Source organism: Agrococcus sp. ProA11, from assembly GCF_039880525.1.
Lineage (GTDB): Bacteria > Actinomycetota > Actinomycetes > Actinomycetales > Microbacteriaceae > Agrococcus > Agrococcus chionoecetis.
Window position 1 is genome coordinate 198726 of record NZ_CP156989.1, and the last position, 18600, is coordinate 217325.

Here is an 18600-nt window from a genome sequence, read left to right on the forward strand (position 1 = left end):
ATTGACGCCCGGCCCGCACCGCGCCCGGCTCGGCGTCATCTCGATCGTCGCCTGCTTCGGCGGCCTGCTGTTCGGCTACGACACGGGCGTCATCAACGGCGCGCTCCGGCCACTGAGCGCCGAGCTCGGCCTCGAGGCGTTCACCGAGGGCATCGTCACGAGCTCGCTCGTGTTCGCCGCCGCGATCGGCGCGCTCATCGCCGGCCGGCTGTCGGATGCGTTCGGTCGCCGCACGATGCTCATCGCCCTGGCCGTGCTCTTCTTCGTGGGCACCGTCGTGCTGGTGGCAGCGCCCGGCTTCGCCGTGCTGGTGCTCGGCCGCGTGCTGCTCGGCCTGGCTGTCGGGGGCGCCTCGACCGTCGTGCCCGTCTACCTGGCCGAGATGGCGCCGTACGAGATCCGCGGCTCGATCTCCGGCCGCAACGAGGTCGCGATCGTGATCGGGCAGCTCGCGGCCTTCATCGTCAACGCCCTGATCGGCATCACCCTCGGCCACCTCGACGGCGTCTGGCGCATCATGTTCGCCGTTTGCGCCCTGCCCGCGATCGCGCTGTTCGCGGGCATGCTCCGCATGCCGGAGTCGCCGCGCTGGCTCGCGCGACGGGGCAGGCGCGACGAGGCGCTCGCCGTGCTGCGCACCGTGCGATCGGAGGATCGGGCCGTGGCCGAGCTCGAGCAGATCGCGCTCGTCGCCGACGGCGATGGCCTCGCGAAGGCCGGGCTCCTCGATGTGCTGCGCAGCCGCGGCCCGCGGCGCATCCTGCTGGTCGGCATCGGCATCGGCGTCGCCCAGCAGCTCTCGGGCATCAACTCGATCATGTACTACGGGCAGACGGTGCTGGTGGAGTCGGGCTTCTCCGAGCAGGCCGCGCTCGTGGCCAACATCGCCCCGGGCGTCATCGGTGTCATCGGCGGCTTCATCGCGCTCTGGATGATGGACAGGGTCGACCGCCGCACGACGTTCCTGCTCGGGTTCGGGCTCACCACCGTCTTCCACCTGCTGATCGGCATCGCATCCGTGCTGCTCGAGCCGGGCAACCCCATCCGGCCGTTCGTGATCCTCGTGCTCGTCGTCGCGTTCGTGGGCTCGATCCAGACGTTCCTCAACGTCGCGACCTGGGTCTACCTGTCGGAGATCTTCCCGCTGCGCATGCGCGGGCTCGGCATCGGCATCGCGGCGTCGGCCAACTGGGTCATAAACGGCACGCTGGCGCTCTGGTTCCCCACGCTTGTCGAGGCGACCGGCATCACCGGCACCTTCTTCCTCTTCGCGGCCGTCGGCGCGCTCGCGGTGCTGTTCGTCGCGACGCAGGTGCCGGAGACGCGCGGTCGCACGCTCGAGGGGCTCGAGGCCGACATCACCTCCGGCAGCGCGTACGCGCGGCAGTGACCGCGCGCGGCCGGCCGTCGGGCATCGGCCACCGGCCGGCGACTGCCAGGATGGAAGCATGATCGAGATCCTGAGCCCGACAGAAGTCGAGCGCGGCAAGCGGACGGGTGCGCTCGTCGGCGACATCCTGCATGGCCTCAAGGCGCGCGCGAAGGCAGGCACGAACCTGCTCGAGATCGACCGCTGGGCGAAGGCGATGATCGAGGCCGCGGGCGCGCAGTCCTGCTACGTCGACTACGCGCCGTCCTTCGGCCGCGGCCCCTTCGGGCACTACATCTGCACCGGCGTGAACGACGCGGTGCTGCACGGCAAGCCCCACGACTACCGGCTCGCCGACGGCGACCTGCTGACGCTCGACCTCGCGGTGCTGCTCGACGGCGTGGCGGCGGATGCCGCGATCAGCTTCGTCATCGGCGGCACGGGCGACGACGAGAGCCGTGCGCTGATCGAGGTGACCGAGCGCGCGCTGGCCGCCGGCATCGCGGCGGCTGCGCCGGGCGCCCGCACCGGCGACATCTCGCACGCGATCGGCACGGTGCTGCGCGAGGCCGGCTATGCGATCAACACCGACTTCGGCGGCCACGGCATCGGCACCACGATGCACCAGGATCCGCACATCCCGAACGACGGCCGCCCCGGCCGCGGCTTCCCGCTGCGCCCCGGCATGATGCTCGCGGTGGAGCCGTGGGTGATGGCCGACACCGACGTGCTGGTGACGGATGCCGACGGCTGGACGCTGCGCAGCAAGACCGGGTGCCGCACGGCGCACTCCGAGCACACCATCGCGATCACGGCCGATGGCGCAGAGATCCTGACGCTGCCGAAGACGCAGCGCGACTGATCAGACGGATTCGGCGCCGAGATTGATGATGGCGTTGGGCGAGTTCGATTGGTGCACGCCCGCGAGCGATGGGCCGTCGTCGACGAGCTGCCGATAGCCGAGCCAGCCGAGCACGATGCCGACCGGCAGGAGCGCGATCAGGCCGATCACGAGCACGAGCTCGAGCACGGAGCCGCTCGTGCCCATGAAGTAGTACGCGGCGGGGTCGACGCCGCTGTCGCGCGCAGCGTCGAACGCCGGGAACACCCGGGCGCCGAGCGCGATCAGCGCGGCGGCCGTCAGGCCGAGGCCGACGACCAGCATGGCGATGCCGACGCTGGTGCGTCGCTTGGTGCCCCAGCCGGTGGCGCGGCCCGCCACCATCGGCGCCGCCTCGGGCGCGGTGCGGTGCCTGATCGGCGTGTGCTGCCGCCCGCTGCGCTGCTGCTCGGTATCCATGGCGACCCCCTCGTCGTGCTCCGACCGTACGCGATGGCGCGGCTTCAGTGGAAGGGACACCGCGGGGCAGCGGCGGGCGCGGATGCGGCACGCACGAGGCCGCCGGACGCGGGCTTGGTCGGCAGGCGGCGCCGGTTCACCGCCAGGCCGTCGCCGAGGATCGTCACGCGCGGATCGCTCAGAGCCGCGATGGCGGCGGCGAGGCCGGCGATGGCGACCTTCTCGCCCGGGCAGCGGTGGCCGCTGGTCGGGTCGCCGCCGCCGTGCGGGATGAAGGCCGCGATCGACTCCCAGTCATCGCGACCGACGAAGCGCTCGGGCTCGAACTCGTGTGCGCGCTCCCACGACTCGACGTCGGTGTTCGTGCCGAGGATGTCGAGCAGCACGCGATCGCCGGCCTGCACGCGCTCCCCGTCCAGCTCGATGTCGACGGTCGCCTGCGCGGGCAGCATCGGCACGAACGGCGCGGTGCGCCGCAGCTCCTGCGCGAAGGCCGTCGCGAGCGGCCCCTCGACGAGGGAGCGCCGCTCGGCGGTCTCCGCGGCGATGCGTTCGCGCCACTCCGGCCGGTCGTGCAGGTGCTTGGCGGCGAAGGCGACGAAGCGTGCGACCGCGATGGTCGGCCGCAGGACGTTCTGCAGCTCGACGCCTGCGAGCTTCGGCTCGAGCAGCGCTCCGCCGGGATCCCGATGCCACGCCCAGGCATGCAGGGCGGTGCCCTCGGCGGCCTCGAGCGTGCCGGCCCGCACGGCTTCGATCAGCGCCTTCGCATGCCGGTCGCTCCAGAGCCGGTTGAGGCCCGCGAGCAGGAACTCGGGCGAGTAGGGCACCCCGAACCCATCGACGATCTGCGCCTCTCGAGCGGCCCAGCGCGTCTTGGCGTCTGCCGTGCCTGGCAGCCCTGCCCAGCGCATGATCGCGCGGCCGAGCGCCCCGACGGCCGCGTCGTAGGCGGAGCGCTCGCCTCCGGCGACCCAGGCGTCGAGCTCCGCCTGCCACTCGCGCTCCAGGTGGGGCAGCAGCCGTGCCACCTGCTCGTCCTCGTAGGCGAGGTCGAGGAAGGTGGCCTTGCGATGGCGGTGCGCTGCCCCGTCCAGCGAGTGCACCGATCCGTGGCCGAAGAGCGTCTCCTGGACGAACGCGGGCATCGCGCCGTGGCGACGCATGCGGCCCTCGTCGTAGAAGAGCTCGACGCCCTCGGCGCCTCGCACCAGCAGCGAATCCCTGCCCAGCAGCCGCAGCGGCACGGCGCGGGCGCTCGCGCTGTGGGCGCGGCGCCAGACGTGGCGACCGAAGCCGTATCCCTTCGCGAGGAAGGCGAGCGTGTCGTCGCGCAGCGGTGCGTGGCCGTCAGAGGTCGAAGCGGTCGCCATGGGTTCGTCCTTCCGTCGCGGCCGACGCTAGCGGACGCGCCCTGACCGGTCGCCGAGCGAGGAGCGGTCTCGAGCGCGACCGCTCGGCGATGTCAGACCCCACCTGCTATGGTGGGATCACTGCGCGAGCAGGGCATCGCTGCCGGCTCGCCTGCGTCGTTGAACGCTCCTCTCTCCGTCCGGGTTCTCCGGACGTCGATGAACTTCCACGGCGAACGATCGCGGCCTCCGCCGCGCTCGCCGAATTGCGTCGACGCATCCACCCAAGAAGAACGCCTGCACCTGCGTGCAGACGGCAGGGTGCGCGCGCATGCTCACAGAAAGAGCAACCTTGACTGACACCATCACGACCCCCGTGGTCGCCACGACCTTCGCCGAGCTGGGCGTGCCCGCCAGGCTCGTCACCGCACTGCAGTCGATGGACCGCGAGCACCCGTTCCCGATCCAGGCCGACACGCTGCCCGACACGCTCGCAGGCCGCGATGTGCTCGGCCGCGGCAAGACCGGCTCGGGCAAGACGCTCGCGTTCTCCATCCCGCTGATCGCCCGCCTCTCCGGCGACCTCGCCGGCGGCGGCCGCCGCAAGGGCCTGCCGCTCGGCCTGGTGCTCGCACCGACGCGTGAGCTGGCAACCCAGATCGCCACCGAGATGGCGCCGCTCGCGAAGGCCGCCGGCCTGACCGTCACCACCATCTTCGGCGGCGTCTCGCAGCGCCCGCAGGAGACCGCGCTGCGCAACGGCGTCGACATCATCGTCGCCTGCCCGGGCCGCCTCGAGGACCTCATGAAGCAGGGCGTCGCCTCGCTGCAGGCGATCGAGATGACCGTCATCGACGAGGCCGACCACATGGCCGACCTCGGCTTCCTGCCGGTCGTCACGAAGATCCTCGACAAGACCCCGCAGTCGGGCCAGCGCCTGCTGTTCTCGGCCACGCTCGATAACGGTGTGGACAAGCTCGTCAAGCGCTTCCTCACCAACGAGATCATGCACTCCGTCGACGAGGCCAACTCGCCGGTCGCCGCGATGACGCACCACGTCTTCGAGGTCGCCCCCGACGACAAGAACCTGCTCGTGCGCCGGCTTGCGTCGGGCGAGGGTCGCCGCATCCTCTTCACCCGCACGAAGCACCAGGCGAAGAAGCTCGCGAAGACCCTGACCGCATCCGGCATCCCCGCCGTCGACCTGCACGGCAACCTGTCGCAGAACGCTCGCGACCGCAACCTGGCGCAGTTCTCCGACGGCACCGTGCGCGTGCTGGTGGCGACGGATGTCGCTGCCCGCGGCGTCCACGTCGACAACGTCGAGCTCGTCGTGCACGTCGACCCGCCCATGGAGCACAAGGCCTACCTGCACCGCTCGGGCCGCACGGCTCGCGCCGGCTCGCAGGGCGACGTCGCCACGGTCATGCTGCCCGCGCAGCGCCGCGACACCATGACGCTGCTGCGCAAGGCTGACATCAAGGTGCAGCCGCAGATCGTCACCGCCTCCTCGGATGCGGTCGACACGCTCGTCGGGCCGTACGCGCCCCACGTGGCACCGGCCCCCGGTGGCCCCGGCTCGGGCAACGAGCTGCCGCAGCAGCGCGGCGGCGGCTCCTCACAGGGCGCCAACGCGCGCCGCAAGCGTGCCTCGCGCGACGGTGTCGCCGGCTCGGGTGCGCACGGCGCCGACGGTGGCGCGGCTCGTGCCGACCGTCCCCGTCGCGACCGCTCGGGTCGCCCGGACACGGGCGGCGGCGCAGCTGGTAGCCGCGGTGGCCAGGGAGCACAGGGCGGCCGCCAGGGCCAGCCCGCACGTGGCCAGCGCAGCGGCCAGCCCGCTCGCGGCGGTCGCGGTGCGGCTCCCCGCGGCGGCTCGGCTGTCGCTTGGTCGTCGACCGGCGGCGGCTCGCTGCAGGGTGGCGACTCGGGCGGTCGCTCCGGTGGCCGCTCGGGCGGCGAGCGCCGCGCCCCGCGTCGTGCGCAGGGCTGACCCCTTCGCGGCCTGAGCCCGCTCGCATCGAAGCGCCCCTTCCACGCGGAGGGGCGCTTCTGCGTCCCCGGTACGAAACGGTCGCCCCGAGCGCCGCGGCGCGACGCTTTGGTACCGCTCGCGGCTCGGGGTGACCCGCATCCGCTGGCCGCGCGCCCGACCGGTACCGAATGGTCGCCTCCTGCCCCGCCGCGCGTCGCTTTGGTACCGCTCGCGGCTCGGGGTGACCCGCATCCGCTGGCCGCGCTGTAGAGCGGTACCGAATGGTCGCCTCGAGCCCCGCCGCGCGACGTTTTGGTACCGCTCGCGGCTGGGATGGCCCGCATCCGCTGGCCGCGCCGCCGAGCGGTACCGAATGGTCGCCTCGAGCCGTGCCGCGCGACGCTTTGGTACCGCTCGGGGCTCGGGGTGACCCGCATCCGCTGGCCGCGCGGCCGACCGGTACCGAATGGTCGCCTCAAGCCCCGCGGCGCGACGCTTTGGTACCGCAACGCGGCTCGGGCGGGTGGGCGCCCGCTGGCTGCGCGGCCGAGCGGTACCGAATGGTCGCTTCGAGCCTCGCCGCGCGAAGTTTTGGTACCGCACGCGGGCAGGCGGGGCAGGCGGAGCGAGATGCGCAGAGCGGGATGCGCGGCGGTGCGCGGGCGGCGCGGGCTACGCGGCCAGGACCGCGGCGCCGATGGCGGCCGCGTGGCCGCCGAGCTGCGCGAGCGCGAGGCGCCGCGGCTGCGGCACGCCGGGCAGCGTCGGGCGCTCGTCGAGCTCGCGCTCGATCACGGGCAGCAGCAGGTCGGCGCACGTGAGCATGACCGTGCCGCCGAGCACCACCACCTCCGGATCGAACGCGGGCAGCAGTCGGCGCAGCCCCGCGGCGACCGCCTTGGCGGCATCGTCCATCGCCGCGATCGCGGCGGGATCGCCGGCTCGCGCTGCGTTGGCGAGGTGCTCGGCCGTCGGAACGCCCCCAGGCGACAGCGCCACCGCGGCAGGCACGCCCGCCGCCTCACGCCGCAGCGCGTTGCCGCCCGCATACGCCTCGAGGCAGCCGTGCCCCGAGCAGGAGCACAGCGGCCCGTCCTCGTGGATCGTCACGTGACCGAGCTCGGCGCCCAGTCCGTGGGCCCCGATCAGCGGCCGCCCGTCGGCGACAAACGCCCCGCCGACGCCGGTGCCGAGGGCGAGCAGGATCGACGACGACGCATCCGACGCCGCACCCATCGCCGCCTCGCCCACCAGGTAGCCGTTCGCATCGTTGTCGATCGTCACCGGCAGGCCGAGCCGGTCGGCGAGCGCCGCCCGCAGCCCGAAGTCGCGCACGCCCAGGTGCGCGGCCCAGATGACGGTCTCGCGGTCGCGCGTCATCCAGGCGGCGATGGCGAGGCCGACGGCGGTGATCCGCGGCTGGCCCTCGGCGGCGAGCTGCGCGTCGAGTTCATGCACGGCCGCCGCGAGGGCGTCCACGAGCGACACCGGACCGTGGATGCTGTGCGCCCGGTGGCTGCGCGCGAGCACGTCGTCGAGCGTCCAGGGGCGAGCGGCGTCACGGCCCTCGGCCGGTACGGCGAGCGCAACGCCCGCGATCTTGGTTCCGCCCACGTCGAGGCCTGCGACTGTCACAACCTCATCCTGCCGCACGGCGCCGCCGAATCCGCGCGCTACCCGGCAGGATGGGCCGCATGCGCCTGGTGACCTGGAACGTGCTGCACGGCAGGACCATGGGCGACGCCCACGTCGACGCCGACCGCTTCGCAGATGCCGTGCGCGCGCTCGATGCCGACGTGCTCGCGCTGCAGGAGGTCGATCGCGGGCAGCCGCGCTCCGACTCGATCGACCTCACGGCGCTCGCGGCCGAGGCCATGGGCGGCGCGAGCGCGTGCTTCGTGCCGACGCTCATCGGCGACCCGGCGCGCTCGTGGCGACCGGCCGACAACCGTGATCTGGACGCGGTCGCCGACGGCTACGGCATCGCGCTGCTCTCGCGGTATCCGGTGCAGCGCTGGCACGTGCTGCGACTGGCGCCGGGCGGCGCGCGGCGGATGCCGCCGGTGGATCCGGAGACCGGCATGGCACACAGGCTGAGCGAGGAGCCGCGCGCGGCCGTCGCCGCGACCATCCGCTCACCGCTCGGCGTCTTCACCATCGTATGCACGCACCTGAGCTTCGTGCCGGGCTCGAACATCCGCCAGCTGCGCCGCGTCATGCGCTGGATGCATGGCCTGCCGGGCCCGCGCATCCTCATGGGCGACCTCAACCTGCCGCACACCGTCGTGCGCCGGCTGACGCGAGCGCATGCGCTGGCGCACGGGGCGACCTTCCCGGTGATGCAGCCCATGGTGCAGATCGACCACATCCTCAGCCCCGATCCGCTGCCGCCGGTGCGGCAGATCCGGCTCGCCAGGCCGCCGCTCTCCGACCACCTGCCGCTCGCCGTCGAGCTGGGGCGGGGTGCGGTGCACCGACGCGGGCGGCAGTGGGAGCACGCGACAGCGGATGGTGCCGACACCGAGGGCGCGTCGTCGACCGCGGGTGCAGGATGGGAGTCGTGAAGATCCTCCTGACCGGGTTCGAGCCCTTCGGCGGCGACGCCGAGAACGCCAGCCGCGCGGCGGTGCAGCTGCTCGCCGATGCGTGGGCGGCCGACTTGCAGCCCGGCATCGACCTCGTCACGGGCACGCTGCCGGTGGTGTTCGCCACCGCGGGGCCCGCGCTCGAGGCGCTCGTCGCGCAGCACGCGCCGGATGCGGTGCTCGCCGTCGGCGAGGCCGGGGGACGCACCGCCATCACCCCCGAGCGCTGGGCCGTGAACGAGGACGACGCGCGCATCCCCGACAACGCGGGCGACCAGCCGCGCGGCACCGCGATCGATCCGGACGGGCCCGCGCGACGCGCATCCGGCTTCGACGCCGATGCGCTCGTGAGCGCGATCCTGCAGGTCGGCCTCCCTGCGGATGCCAGCGACGACGCGGGCCGCTTCCTCTGCAACCACGTCGCCTACCTCGTGGCGGGGCTCGAGGTGCCCGGCGGCTTCGTGCACGTGCCAGCCGTGCGGTCGCACGGCGTCGCCACCGTCGGTGCCGAGACCGACCCGGGCAGCGCCGTCGGCGCACCCGTGCTCACCCACGCCGGCCGGGCGCTCACCTTCGACGACCTCGCGCTGGGCCTGGCGGCTGCGGTGCGCGCGATCGCCGCGGGCCGAGCGCACCCGGATGCCTCGACATCGACGCGGGAGCTGGGTCGCATCGACCGCGCATCCACCGTCATCGCCGCCGACGCCGCCACGATCTACCGGGCGCTCCTCGATCCGCTCGCGCTCGCGATCTGGCTGCCGCCCGTGGGCGCCACGGGCGAGATCGAGCAGATGGATGCCCGAGTGGGTGGCGGCTTCCGGCTCGTGCTGCGCTTCGCCGACCCGGTCGACCCGAAGACGACGCCGGATTCGGATGCCTCGCTGGTGCGGTTCATGGAGCTGGTGCCAGGGCAACGGGTGGTGCAGAGCGTCGCGTTCGAGTCGAGCCAGGAGCGGTTCGGCGGCGAGATGCTGCTGCGGTGGCAGCTGGAGCCGGTGGCTGCCGGCACCCGCGTGACCGTGTCAGCCGCGGATGTGCCGGCCGGGATCTCGCAGTCGGACCACGAGCTGGGGCTGGGATCGTCGCTGGCGAACCTGGCGCGCTACCTGGAGCGCTGACCGCTGGCGGCCGCCGCCGCGGCTGCCCGCTCCACCCACTTCGGCGTCTCGCCGTAGCGCTGCGGCGGGATCAGGCGGCCAGCGGCGGAGTCGTCGGCCAGTTGCCGGGCCCGCTGCTCCCGCGTCGCCTCGCGCTTTGCGGTGAGCACCCAGGAGATCGCCGCCTTGCGGTACGTCGCGGTCGCCTCGGCGAGGAAGGCCAGCGCGGCAGGGGAGGCATCGATGTGTTGCTGTAGCTCAGGCGGCAGCTCACGAGCACGCGTCTCGGAGGAGTAGCCGACGATGTTCTCGCCGCGCCGCGCCTCGAACACGCGGAGGCCCGCCGGATGCATCCGCCCTGCTGCCTGCAGTCGCTCGACATGCGCGACATTCACCGCAGACCAGACGGACGTCGCCTTGCGCGGCGTCCAGCGCTGCCTGCGCGCGTCGTCGTCGATGCGCTGCGACAGCGAATCGATCCAGCCGAAGCAGAGCGCTTCCGGCACGGCCTCCGCCCAGGTGAGCCCGCGCGGCTCGACGTGCTTCGAGCGAAGGCCCATCCAGAGCTCGGTGCTCGTCTCGTGATTGGCCTCGAGCCAGGCACGGAACTCCGCCGCATCGCGGAAGAACACCGCCGGCCGCTCGTCGCTGCCACCGGGGGTGCCGGGCTGCCCTGCCATGCGCATCAGCATGCCACCGGCCACCGACGCGCGGCTAGGAGACGGCGCTCCGCACCGCCGCGGCGAACGCATCGACATCGGCCTCGGTCGTGTCCCACGTGCACATCCAGCGCACCTCGCGTGCCGCTGCATCCCAGTCGTAGAAGAAGAACGCGTCGCGCACCGCGTCGGCCACACCCTCCGGCAGCCGCGCGAACACGCCGTTCGACTGCGTCGGGTAGGCGAACTCCACACCCGGCAGCTGCTCGACCGCGGCGCGCAGGCGCGCGGCCATCGCGTTCGCGTGCGCGGCGTTCTGCTCCCACAGGTCGCCCTCGAAGAGCGCGATCAGCTGCGCCGAGATGAAGCGCATCTTCGACGCCAGCTGCATGTTGAGCTTGCGCAGGAAGACGAGGCCCTCACCTGCGCGCTCCGACAGCACGACGACCGCCTCGGCGCCCATCGCGCCGTTCTTCGTGCCGCCGAGCGAGAGGATGTCGACGCCGGCATCCGTCGTGAACTCGCGGAACGGCACGCCCAGCGACACCGCCGCGTTCGACAGCCGCGCGCCGTCGACGTGCAGCAGCATGCCCTTCGCGTGCGCGTGGTCGGCGATCGCGCGGATCTCGTCGGCGGTGTAGAGGGTGCCGAGTTCGCTCGACTGCGTGATCGAGACCGCGAGCGGCTGCGCGCGGTGCTCGTCGCCCCAGCCCCACGCCTCCTGGTCGATCAGCTCGGGTGTCAGCTTGCCGTCGGGGGTCGGCACGGTGAGCAGCTTCATGCCGCCGACCCGCTCGGGCGCGCCGCCCTCGTCGACGTTGATGTGGGCGCTCTTCGCCGAGATCACGGCCCCCCAGCGGGGCAGCAGCGACTGCAGGGCGATGACGTTGGCGCCGGTGCCGTTGAAGACGGGGAACGCCTCGGCGCTCTCGCCGAAGTGGCCGCGCACGACCTGCTGCAGCCGGGCGGTGTAGTCGTCGGCGCCATAGGCGGTTTGGTGGCCGCCGTTCGCGTCGGCGATCGCGGCGAGCACGTCGGGGTGCACGCCGGAGTAGTTGTCGGATGCGAAGCCGCGGCGGTCGGTGTCGTGGAGGATCTGCACCCGATGATCTTTCCAGACCGGATGCGCACTGCCCCAACCAAGGCTCTGTCAGAACTCAGGCTCGCGCGTCACAATGAGCCCGGGGGAGACCCCGCGGAGTCGGCGACGCTCACGAGCGTCACCGCCAGACGATCGGAGATGCAGATGCACGACACCACGCAGCCGGGCCACCATGACCATGAGGGCGAGCACGGCCACGGGCACGATGCCGAGCACGATGTGACGGCCGAGGCGCACGAGTCGACGTCCGACCAGGACTCGCCATCGCAGGGCCTCGGGCCGTCGACCACCGGCACCGGTTCGCCCGTGCAGGACGCGGATTCGCCCTCCGAGGGCCTCGGCGGCTCGGCGACCGGCACCGGTTCGCCCGTGCAGGAGGCGGAGTCGCCTGCCGACGGCCTCGGCAGCCCGGCGGTGGGCGGCACCTCGCACGTGCAGGATGCCGAGTCGCCCGAGCACGGCACTGGCGCCGGCGGTGGCGGTCACACCGAGCACACCGAGCACCACGAGCACCACGAGCACGAGCACCACGAGCACAAGGACTGAGCGCGCTCCACGACCGAGCGGGCGCCGCGACGGCGCTCGCTCGGCGTCGTGGAGCCCGGCTCGGTAGCCTCCGGCCATGACCACGCAGATCGTCTGGTTCCGCCGCGACCTCCGGGTGGGCGACCAACCCGCGCTCGCCGCCGCGTCGGCAGCGGGCGACGTGCTGCCCGTGTTCATCGTCGATCCGGCGTTCGACGCCGCAGGAGCCGCTCGCACCGCGGCGCTGCGCACGGCGCTCGCGGCCCTGCACGCGGCGACCGACGGCGCGCTCGTCGTGCGCTCCGGCCCACCCGAGCGGGTGTTGCCCGCGCTCGTGCGCGAAGCGGCCGCGGCCGCCGTGCACGTCTCGGGCGAGACCACGCCGCTCGGGCGGCGCCGCGACCGTCGCGTGGAGGCCGCCCTCGACGTGCCGCTGATCGCCACCGGCACGCCCTACGCCGTCTCGCCCGGCAGGGTGCGCAAGGCCGACGGTGACCCCTTCCGCGTCTTCACGCCCTTCTCGCGCGCCTGGCTCGAGCACGGCTGGCGCGCGCCCGCCGAGCTGCCCGCCGGGCACCGCTGGGTGCGGCACATCGAGAGCGAGCCGCTGCCGCAGCCGCCAGCGGTATCCGCCGACCTGACGTGGGCGAGCGAGGAGGGCGCGCTCGAGCGCTGGCACGCCTTCCTCGAGGACGACATCGACGACTACGACGAGCAGCGCGACCGTGCCGACCTCGACGGCACCTCCCGGCTGTCGATCGCGCTGAAGCTCGGCGCCGTGCATCCGCGCACGCTGCTGGCCGACCTCGATCGCGTCGCCCCCGGCAGGAGCAAGGCGGCGCAACGCTCCCTCAAGCGCTTCCAGACCGAGCTCGCCTGGCGGGAGTTCTATGCCGATGTGCTCTTCCACCATCCGCGCTCCGCCTGGCACGACTACGGCGAGCAACTGCAGGGGATGCCCTACGACGAGCCGGGCGACGGCTTCGACGCGTGGTGCGCCGGCCGCACCGGCTTCCCCTTCGTCGACGCCGGCATGCGGCAGCTGCTCGCGGAGGGGTGGATGCACAATCGCGTGCGGATGGTGACGGCGAGCTTCCTGACCAAGGATCTGCACGTGTGGTGGCCGATCGGCGCCCGGCACTTCCTGCGGCACCTCGCCGACGGCGACCTCGCCTCCAACAACCACGGCTGGCAGTGGACGGCGGGCACCGGCACGGATGCATCCCCGTACTTCCGGGTCTTCAACCCGGTGCTGCAGGGCCAGCGGTTCGATCCGCAGGGCGACTACGTGCGCCGCTGGATCCCCGAGCTGCGGCACGTGCCCGGTGCCGCGGTGCACGAGCCGTGGAAGGTCGACGGCGCGCTCGCGCAGGGGTACCCGGAGCGCATCCTCGACCACAAGGCGGAACGCGAAGAGGCGCTTGCCCGACTGGAGTGGGCCAAGCGCCTTCGCTGAGCGGTTGGGATGCGGGGGCCGGCAGTGCTGGCCGCCGGCCCCCGACCGCTACCGGGCCTGGGCCCGCCGCACGAGCGTCAGCCAGATGGCACCGCCGATGGCGCCCCAGACCGCGGTCACGACCATCCATCCGCCCCAGCCCATGCCGGCGATTTCCAGTGCGGTGGTGCGGAAGCCCTCTGAGACGAACATGCCTGCCCCGATGGCGAGCACGACGACGGCGAGCGAGAGCCAGAAGATCCACAGGAACGACTGGCCCCAGCGCTGGAACGCCGTGGTGATCGCGGCGCCGACGAGGGCGACACCGAAGATCAGCAGGAAGGTCTGGATCAGCGTGTGCCACCACGGCCCGAGTCCCGTGAACGCGACGTCGAAGAAGCGGATGCTGAGCCCGAAGCCGCCGGTCGCGACCTCGATCACCTTGCCGATCGTGATGAGGACGGCGTAGAAGACAGCGTTGCCGAGGAACACGGCGGTGGTGCCGACCGCGAACTCGCGGCGGGTGAGCCCGAGCCCGAGGGCAAGCGGGAAGTACTGCCCCATCGCGGTGAAGCCGAAGCCGATCATGGGCCCGAGCAGCGCGAAGATCGCGCCGTTGTACTGCATGCCCATGTTCATGCCGGCGCGGGCCTCGGGCCCGCCCACGCTGATCACCAGCGCGCCGATGATGAGCACGATGATGAGCGAGAAGCACATGATCAGGAGCGGCCAGCCGAAGGCCTGCAGCTTGTTGACGGTGTGGAGCTGGATGACGTTGCGGATGCGCATGACGACTCCTCTCAGACAGTCGCGCGGTCGCCCGCGCGCTCGGCGGCCGAGGCCGCGTTGGCGGTGGTCAGGTGCACGAAGAGCGCCTGCAGGGAAACCTGGCCGATCTCCAGGCCGGCCTCGCGAGCGGCGAGCTCGTCGCCGTTCCGGGGCGTGAAGGTGGCGGTGGCGAGCGAGCCGAGCGTCTTGTGCTCGAGCACCTCGCGGCCCGCCAGGAACGCATCCACTGCGCCCGCCCTGCCCGAGACGGTGATGGCCGCGCCGTGCAGGTCGTCGGTGTCGACGTCGAGCAGCACCCTGCCCTCGTCGAGGATCACGACGTGCTCGAGCAGGTTCGCGACCTCGTCGATGTGGTGGGTCGACAGCACGACCGTGCGTGGATGCTCGGTGAAGTCGGCCAGCAGGTCGTCGAAGAACATCTGCCGGGCGACCGCATCGAGGCCGAGGTAGGGCTCGTCGAAGAAGGTCAGCCGCGCGCGGGAGGCGAGCCCGACGATGATGCCGATCGCCGAGAGCTGGCCGCGCGAGAGCTTCTTGATGCGGCGCTTCACCGGCAGGCGATACCGCTCGATCAGGGCGTCGGCGTAGGCCTGATCCCAGTTCGGGTAGGCGCCGGCGGCGATGCGCAGCACGTCGATGGCACGGAACGTGTCCGGGTACTTCTGGCTCTCCTGGATGAACACGGTCTGCGAGAGCACGCTGACGTTCTCGACCGGCGTCTCGCCCAGCACCTGCATCTCACCGGAGGTCGCGAAGACCTGGCCGGTGAGCAGCTGCATGAGGGTGGTCTTGCCTGCGCCGTTGCGGCCCAGCAGGCCGTGGATGCGGTGCTCCTCGAGTCGGAGCGAGACGCCGTCGAGGGCGACGACCTCCGGGTAGCGCTTGACGATGTCGGTGGTGACGATGGCGCTCATCGTGCGACCTCCTTGGTGATCATGCCCGCGAGCTCTTCCGGCGTGATGCCGAGCTGAGCCGCTTCGCGGAGCAGCGGTGCGATGTACTGGTCTTGGAACGCGAACTTCCGACGTTGCCGGAGCGCTTCGCGAGCGCCTGGAGCGACGAACATGCCGATCCCTCTCCTCTTGGTGAGCACATCCGCGTCGACGAGGAGCCCGAGGCCCTTGCCGGCGGTTGCGGGGTTGATGCGGAGGAAGGCGGCCAGCTCGTTGGTCGAGGGGACCTGGCTGTCTTCCGGGTAGGTGCCGTCGAGGATCCCGTCCTCGATCTGCTCGGCTACCGATTGGAAGATCGGCTTGCTCTCATCGAGCATGTCTGCCTCCTGATGGTCTGGGACGAGCTGCGCATCTCACCCCGTTGGTTCGTTACTCCACTAATGAACCACGGCACCCGCCAACCTGTCAAGGGCGTGTCGCGCATCCGCATAGGATCGGGCCATGGCAGTGATGTGGCTGCGGGCGGTTGCCGGGCTCGACGTGGCGGGCACCGATCCCACCGGGCTCGATCGATGAGCGCACCGAGCGATGCGGTCGGCCGCGCCACGGCGGCCGCGCGGCTGCCGCGATCGACGATCTGGCGCTACGGCATCGGGTCGCTGGGCACAGGCGGCTTCTCGACGCTCCCCGGTCTCGTGCTCGTCTACTACCTCACCGATACCCTCGGCGTCTCGGCGCTGATCGCCGGTCTGATCCTCACGATCGCGAAGGTCTGGGATGTCGTGGTCGACCCGGTGATCGGCGGGTTCAGCGATCGTGGCCTCGCGCGCGACGGCACGCGCCGGCGCTTCATGCTGATCGGCAGCGTTGCGCTGCCGCTGTGCTTCGTGCTGACCTTCTCGGTCGTGCCGGACATCGGCCCGGCGGCGTCCGCGACCTGGGTCGGGCTCGCCTTCATCCTCAGCGCCACCGCATTCAGCCTGTTCCAGGTGCCCTACATCGCGCTGCCCGCCGAGCTCACGGCCCGCTACGACGAGCGCACGCGGCTGCTCACCTGGCGCGTGGTCGTGCTGGCGGTGGCGATCCTGCTGTTCGGCGCCGGCGGACCGCTCGTGCGCGACCTCTTCCCGGCTGACCCGCACCGGGGCTATCTCGTGATGGCGATCGTCGCGGCAGCGGTGCTCGCCGTCGCCCTGCTGCTGTCGTCGACGGTCGCGCCCCGGGGCCCGGCTGCGACCGCCGCCGCGCCGCGGGTCGCGCTCGCACAGCACTACCGCAGCGGCATCCGGGTGCTGCAGCGCAGCCAGCCGCTCCGCGCGCTGCTGGCGACCTACATGCTGCAGGGACTCGCGACCGGCATGATGCTCGCCGGCGCCCAGTACGTCGCCACCTGGGTGCTGCGCGATCAGACCGCGGTGACGCTGCTGTTCGTCGCGCTCATCGCACCCGCGCTGCTGCTGGCGCCGGTCTGGGGCATGGTCGCGAGACGGGTCGGCAAGGAGCGCGGGTTCCGCATCGCCAGCGCGATCTTCCTTGCCGCGACCGCCTCGCTCGTGCTGCTGCTGTGGGCCCCGGGCCCCTGGGCCTACCTGCCCGTCGCGGTCGCCGGTGCGGCCTACGCCGGGATGCAGTCGCTGCCGCTGGCGATGCTGCCGGATGTGATCACGGACGACGCCACGCGACACGGCGAGGGCCAGGCCGGCATGTTCGGCGGCGTGTGGACGGCGGGAGAGACCGCCGGGATGGCCTTTGGCGCGACCGCGCTAACCGTGGTGCTCGCCATCACGGGCTATCGCGAATCGGTCGGTGCCGCGGTCGTCGAGCAATCCGGCGCCGCGATCGTCGGCATCGTGCTGAGCTTCAGCGTCGTGCCAGCCGCCGCGATGCTGCTGAGCCTCGGCACGCTGCGCCGCTACCGGCTGCGTAGGGCAGACATCGACCAGGCAGGCACCGGGTCGACGGACACCGCACAGGCAGGCGCCTGAGATGGCGCAGCTGAGCGAGCGATCGGCCGCCATCATCGAGCGGCTGCGGCAGCTGCGCGAGGCCGATGCCGCCACCCACGGCGGTCGGGTGCTCTCGTACGTGTACGACCCCGGCCTCGCCGAGCTCGACGAGCTGGCTGCGCAGGCGATGCGGCTGATGCAGCCGGTGAACGGGCTCGACCCGACCGTCTTCCCCTCGGTTGCGGCACTCGAGCGAGAGCTGGTCGGCTTCGCCAGGCAAATGCTGCACGGCGACGAGACCACGGTCGGCACGGTCACCAGCGGCGGCACCGAGAGCTGCATGCTGGCGGTCAAGACGGCACGGGAGGTCTGGGCGGCGCGGTCCGAGCGGCCGCCGGGATCACGGGCGCGGATCATCGCACCCGTCACCGTGCACGCCGCCTTCCACAAGGCCGCCGCGTACTTCGGCCTCGAGCTCGACCTCGTGCCGGTGGATGCCGGCGGCGTGGTGGCGACCGACGACATCGCCGCCCGCTTCGGCCCCGACGTCGCCCTCGTGGTGGTCTCGGCACCGGGCTACCCGTTCGGCGTGCTCGATCCGATCGCCGAGGTCGCGGCAGCCGCGGCGAGCGCCGGCATCCCGTGCCACGTCGACGCGTGCATCGGCGGCTTCGCGCTGCCGTGGTGGGGCGACCTGCCGGCGTGGGATCTCGCGGTGCCCGGGGTGACCAGCATCTCCGCCGACCTGCACAAGTACGGCTACGCGCCCAAGGGCGCCTCGGTGCTGCTGCAGCGCGGTCGCGACCGGCAGCGCCGCCAGTTCTTCGCCTCCGCCGGCTGGCCCGGCTACCCGATCGTGAACCCGACGCTGCTGGGATCGAAGTCGGCCACCGCGCTCGCCGCCGCGTGGGCGATCGTGCAGCAGCTCGGCGATGACGGCTTCGCCGAGCTCGTCGCCTCGTGCCGCCGTGCGACCGAGCAGCTGCACGCGCACATCGATGGGCTCGCCGGGCTGCGGGTGGTGGGCGATCCCACCGGGCCGCTGCTGGCGGTCGCCGCCGACCCCGCGGAACCGAAGCGCGCCCGCGTCGACCCGCATCACTGGGCCGATCGCGTCGCGCAGCTCGGCTTCACGCTGCAGCTGCAGCCGGGCTTCGCGCAGCCGGACGGCACCCGCCTGCCCCGCACCACGCACCTGACGATCACCCCGGTGACCGAGCAGCGGCTGCCGGAGCTCACCGAGGCCCTGACCCGCGCTGCCGACGACGTGCGCGGCAGGGCGCCGGCTGATCCGCGACTGGCGGTGCGGGCGCTGCGGCTGACGGGCGCCTTCCGACGCGAGCTGACCGCGGATCGGGCGCAGGCGCTCCTGCGACGCTTCGGTGTCGGCCGGCGGGGCGCCGGCGCCACACTGCCGACGCGGATGGCGCCGCTCATGGCGCTGATCGAGCAGCTGCCGACCGCGTTCACCGAGCGGCTCCTCATCGAGGTGCTCGCCCGGCAGGCCGAGCCGACGACCGACCCGGCCACCGGGCGATAGCCGCCTGCCCGGACGCTCCGGACACAACGCGAG

At 72.5% G+C, this 18600-nt stretch carries 17 protein-coding genes; 9 read left to right on the forward strand and 8 right to left on the reverse strand.

Going from position 1 to position 18600, the window contains the following annotated elements:
• Position 1 precedes the first annotated feature (1 nt).
• The gene (locus ABG090_RS00975) at positions 2–1390 is read left to right on the forward strand and encodes a sugar porter family MFS transporter (RefSeq protein ID WP_347755583.1); all 1389 of its coding nucleotides are present in this window, start codon (positions 2–4) and stop codon (positions 1388–1390) included.
• A 58-nt stretch (positions 1391–1448) separates the two neighbouring features.
• A complete protein-coding gene (gene map, locus ABG090_RS00980; RefSeq protein ID WP_347755585.1) occupies positions 1449–2231 on the forward strand; it encodes a type I methionyl aminopeptidase in 783 nt (260 codons plus the stop codon).
• Here the strand turns inward: map and ABG090_RS00985 are convergent, their stop codons facing one another.
• The gene (locus ABG090_RS00985; protein WP_347755586.1) at positions 2232–2669 is read right to left on the reverse strand and encodes a hypothetical protein; all 438 of its coding nucleotides are present in this window, start codon (positions 2667–2669) and stop codon (positions 2232–2234) included.
• Positions 2670–2713: 44 nt separating this feature from the next.
• Positions 2714–4042, reverse strand: coding sequence for a cytochrome P450 (locus ABG090_RS00990; RefSeq protein WP_347755588.1), 1329 nt, complete (start codon positions 4040–4042; stop codon positions 2714–2716).
• A 310-nt stretch (positions 4043–4352) separates the two neighbouring features.
• On the opposite strand from ABG090_RS00990, the gene ABG090_RS00995 reads away from it, so the two are divergent.
• A complete protein-coding gene (locus ABG090_RS00995; RefSeq protein ID WP_347755590.1) occupies positions 4353–6014 on the forward strand; it encodes a DEAD/DEAH box helicase in 1662 nt (553 codons plus the stop codon).
• A gap of 654 nt (positions 6015–6668) precedes the next feature.
• Here ABG090_RS00995 and ABG090_RS01000 read toward each other — a convergent pair.
• Positions 6669–7631 (reverse strand): ROK family protein, encoded by a 963-nt coding sequence (locus ABG090_RS01000; protein ID WP_347755592.1) that lies wholly within the window; start codon positions 7629–7631, stop codon positions 6669–6671.
• A gap of 59 nt (positions 7632–7690) precedes the next feature.
• Here ABG090_RS01000 and ABG090_RS01005 point away from each other — a divergent pair, with 59 nt between their 5' ends.
• Both ABG090_RS01005 and ABG090_RS01010 read left to right on the forward strand, forming a co-directional pair.
• Positions 7691–8560 (forward strand): endonuclease/exonuclease/phosphatase family protein, encoded by an 870-nt coding sequence (locus ABG090_RS01005; protein ID WP_347755594.1) that lies wholly within the window; start codon positions 7691–7693, stop codon positions 8558–8560.
• Positions 8557–9699: an SRPBCC domain-containing protein gene (locus ABG090_RS01010; protein ID WP_347755596.1), complete on the forward strand. Its 1143-nt coding sequence runs from the start codon at positions 8557–8559 to the stop codon at positions 9697–9699. The genes ABG090_RS01005 and ABG090_RS01010 overlap by 4 nt, the downstream gene beginning before the upstream one ends.
• On the opposite strand, the gene ABG090_RS01015 is transcribed toward ABG090_RS01010, so the two are convergent.
• On the reverse strand, positions 9684–10358 hold the full coding sequence (locus tag ABG090_RS01015) for a YdeI/OmpD-associated family protein (RefSeq protein WP_347755598.1): 675 nt from the start codon (positions 10356–10358) through the stop codon (positions 9684–9686). The two genes, ABG090_RS01010 and ABG090_RS01015, sit on opposite strands and share 16 nt — an antisense overlap.
• A gap of 34 nt (positions 10359–10392) precedes the next feature.
• Entirely contained in the window at positions 10393–11439 is a 1047-nt protein-coding gene (locus ABG090_RS01020; protein ID WP_347755600.1) for a beta-eliminating lyase-related protein, read from the reverse strand.
• 138 nt (positions 11440–11577) lie between these two features.
• Here ABG090_RS01020 and ABG090_RS01025 point away from each other — a divergent pair, with 138 nt between their 5' ends.
• Together ABG090_RS01025 and ABG090_RS01030 are read left to right on the forward strand one after the other, a co-directional pair.
• On the forward strand, positions 11578–11985 hold the full coding sequence (locus ABG090_RS01025; protein ID WP_347755602.1) for a hypothetical protein: 408 nt from the start codon (positions 11578–11580) through the stop codon (positions 11983–11985).
• A 76-nt stretch (positions 11986–12061) separates the two neighbouring features.
• Complete coding sequence (locus ABG090_RS01030; RefSeq protein ID WP_347755604.1) at positions 12062–13420, forward strand: deoxyribodipyrimidine photo-lyase; 1359 nt, start codon at positions 12062–12064, stop codon at positions 13418–13420.
• Positions 13421–13468: 48 nt separating this feature from the next.
• On the opposite strand, the gene ABG090_RS01035 is transcribed toward ABG090_RS01030, so the two are convergent.
• From ABG090_RS01035 to ABG090_RS01045, 3 genes are read right to left on the reverse strand one after another with little or no spacing between them, the layout of a single operon-like run.
• Positions 13469–14188 carry a hypothetical protein gene (locus tag ABG090_RS01035; protein ID WP_347755605.1) on the reverse strand — a complete coding sequence of 240 codons (720 nt, stop codon included), beginning with the start codon at positions 14186–14188 and terminating at the stop codon, positions 13469–13471.
• An 11-nt stretch (positions 14189–14199) separates the two neighbouring features.
• A complete protein-coding gene (locus ABG090_RS01040) occupies positions 14200–15102 on the reverse strand; it encodes an ABC transporter ATP-binding protein (RefSeq protein ID WP_347755607.1) in 903 nt (300 codons plus the stop codon).
• Positions 15099–15458, reverse strand: a complete 360-nt coding sequence (locus ABG090_RS01045; RefSeq protein WP_347755609.1) for a GntR family transcriptional regulator — start codon at positions 15456–15458, stop codon at positions 15099–15101. Before ABG090_RS01045 ends, ABG090_RS01040 begins: the two co-directional genes overlap by 4 nt.
• Positions 15459–15653: 195 nt before the next feature.
• Between ABG090_RS01045 and ABG090_RS01050 the strand changes: the two genes are divergently transcribed.
• Both ABG090_RS01050 and ABG090_RS01055 read left to right on the forward strand, forming a co-directional pair.
• Positions 15654–17066, forward strand: coding sequence for an MFS transporter (locus ABG090_RS01050; protein ID WP_347755611.1), 1413 nt, complete (start codon positions 15654–15656; stop codon positions 17064–17066).
• A 1-nt stretch (position 17067) separates the two neighbouring features.
• Positions 17068–18567, forward strand: coding sequence for an aminotransferase class V-fold PLP-dependent enzyme (locus tag ABG090_RS01055; protein WP_347755612.1), 1500 nt, complete (start codon positions 17068–17070; stop codon positions 18565–18567).
• Positions 18568–18600 lie beyond the last annotated feature (33 nt).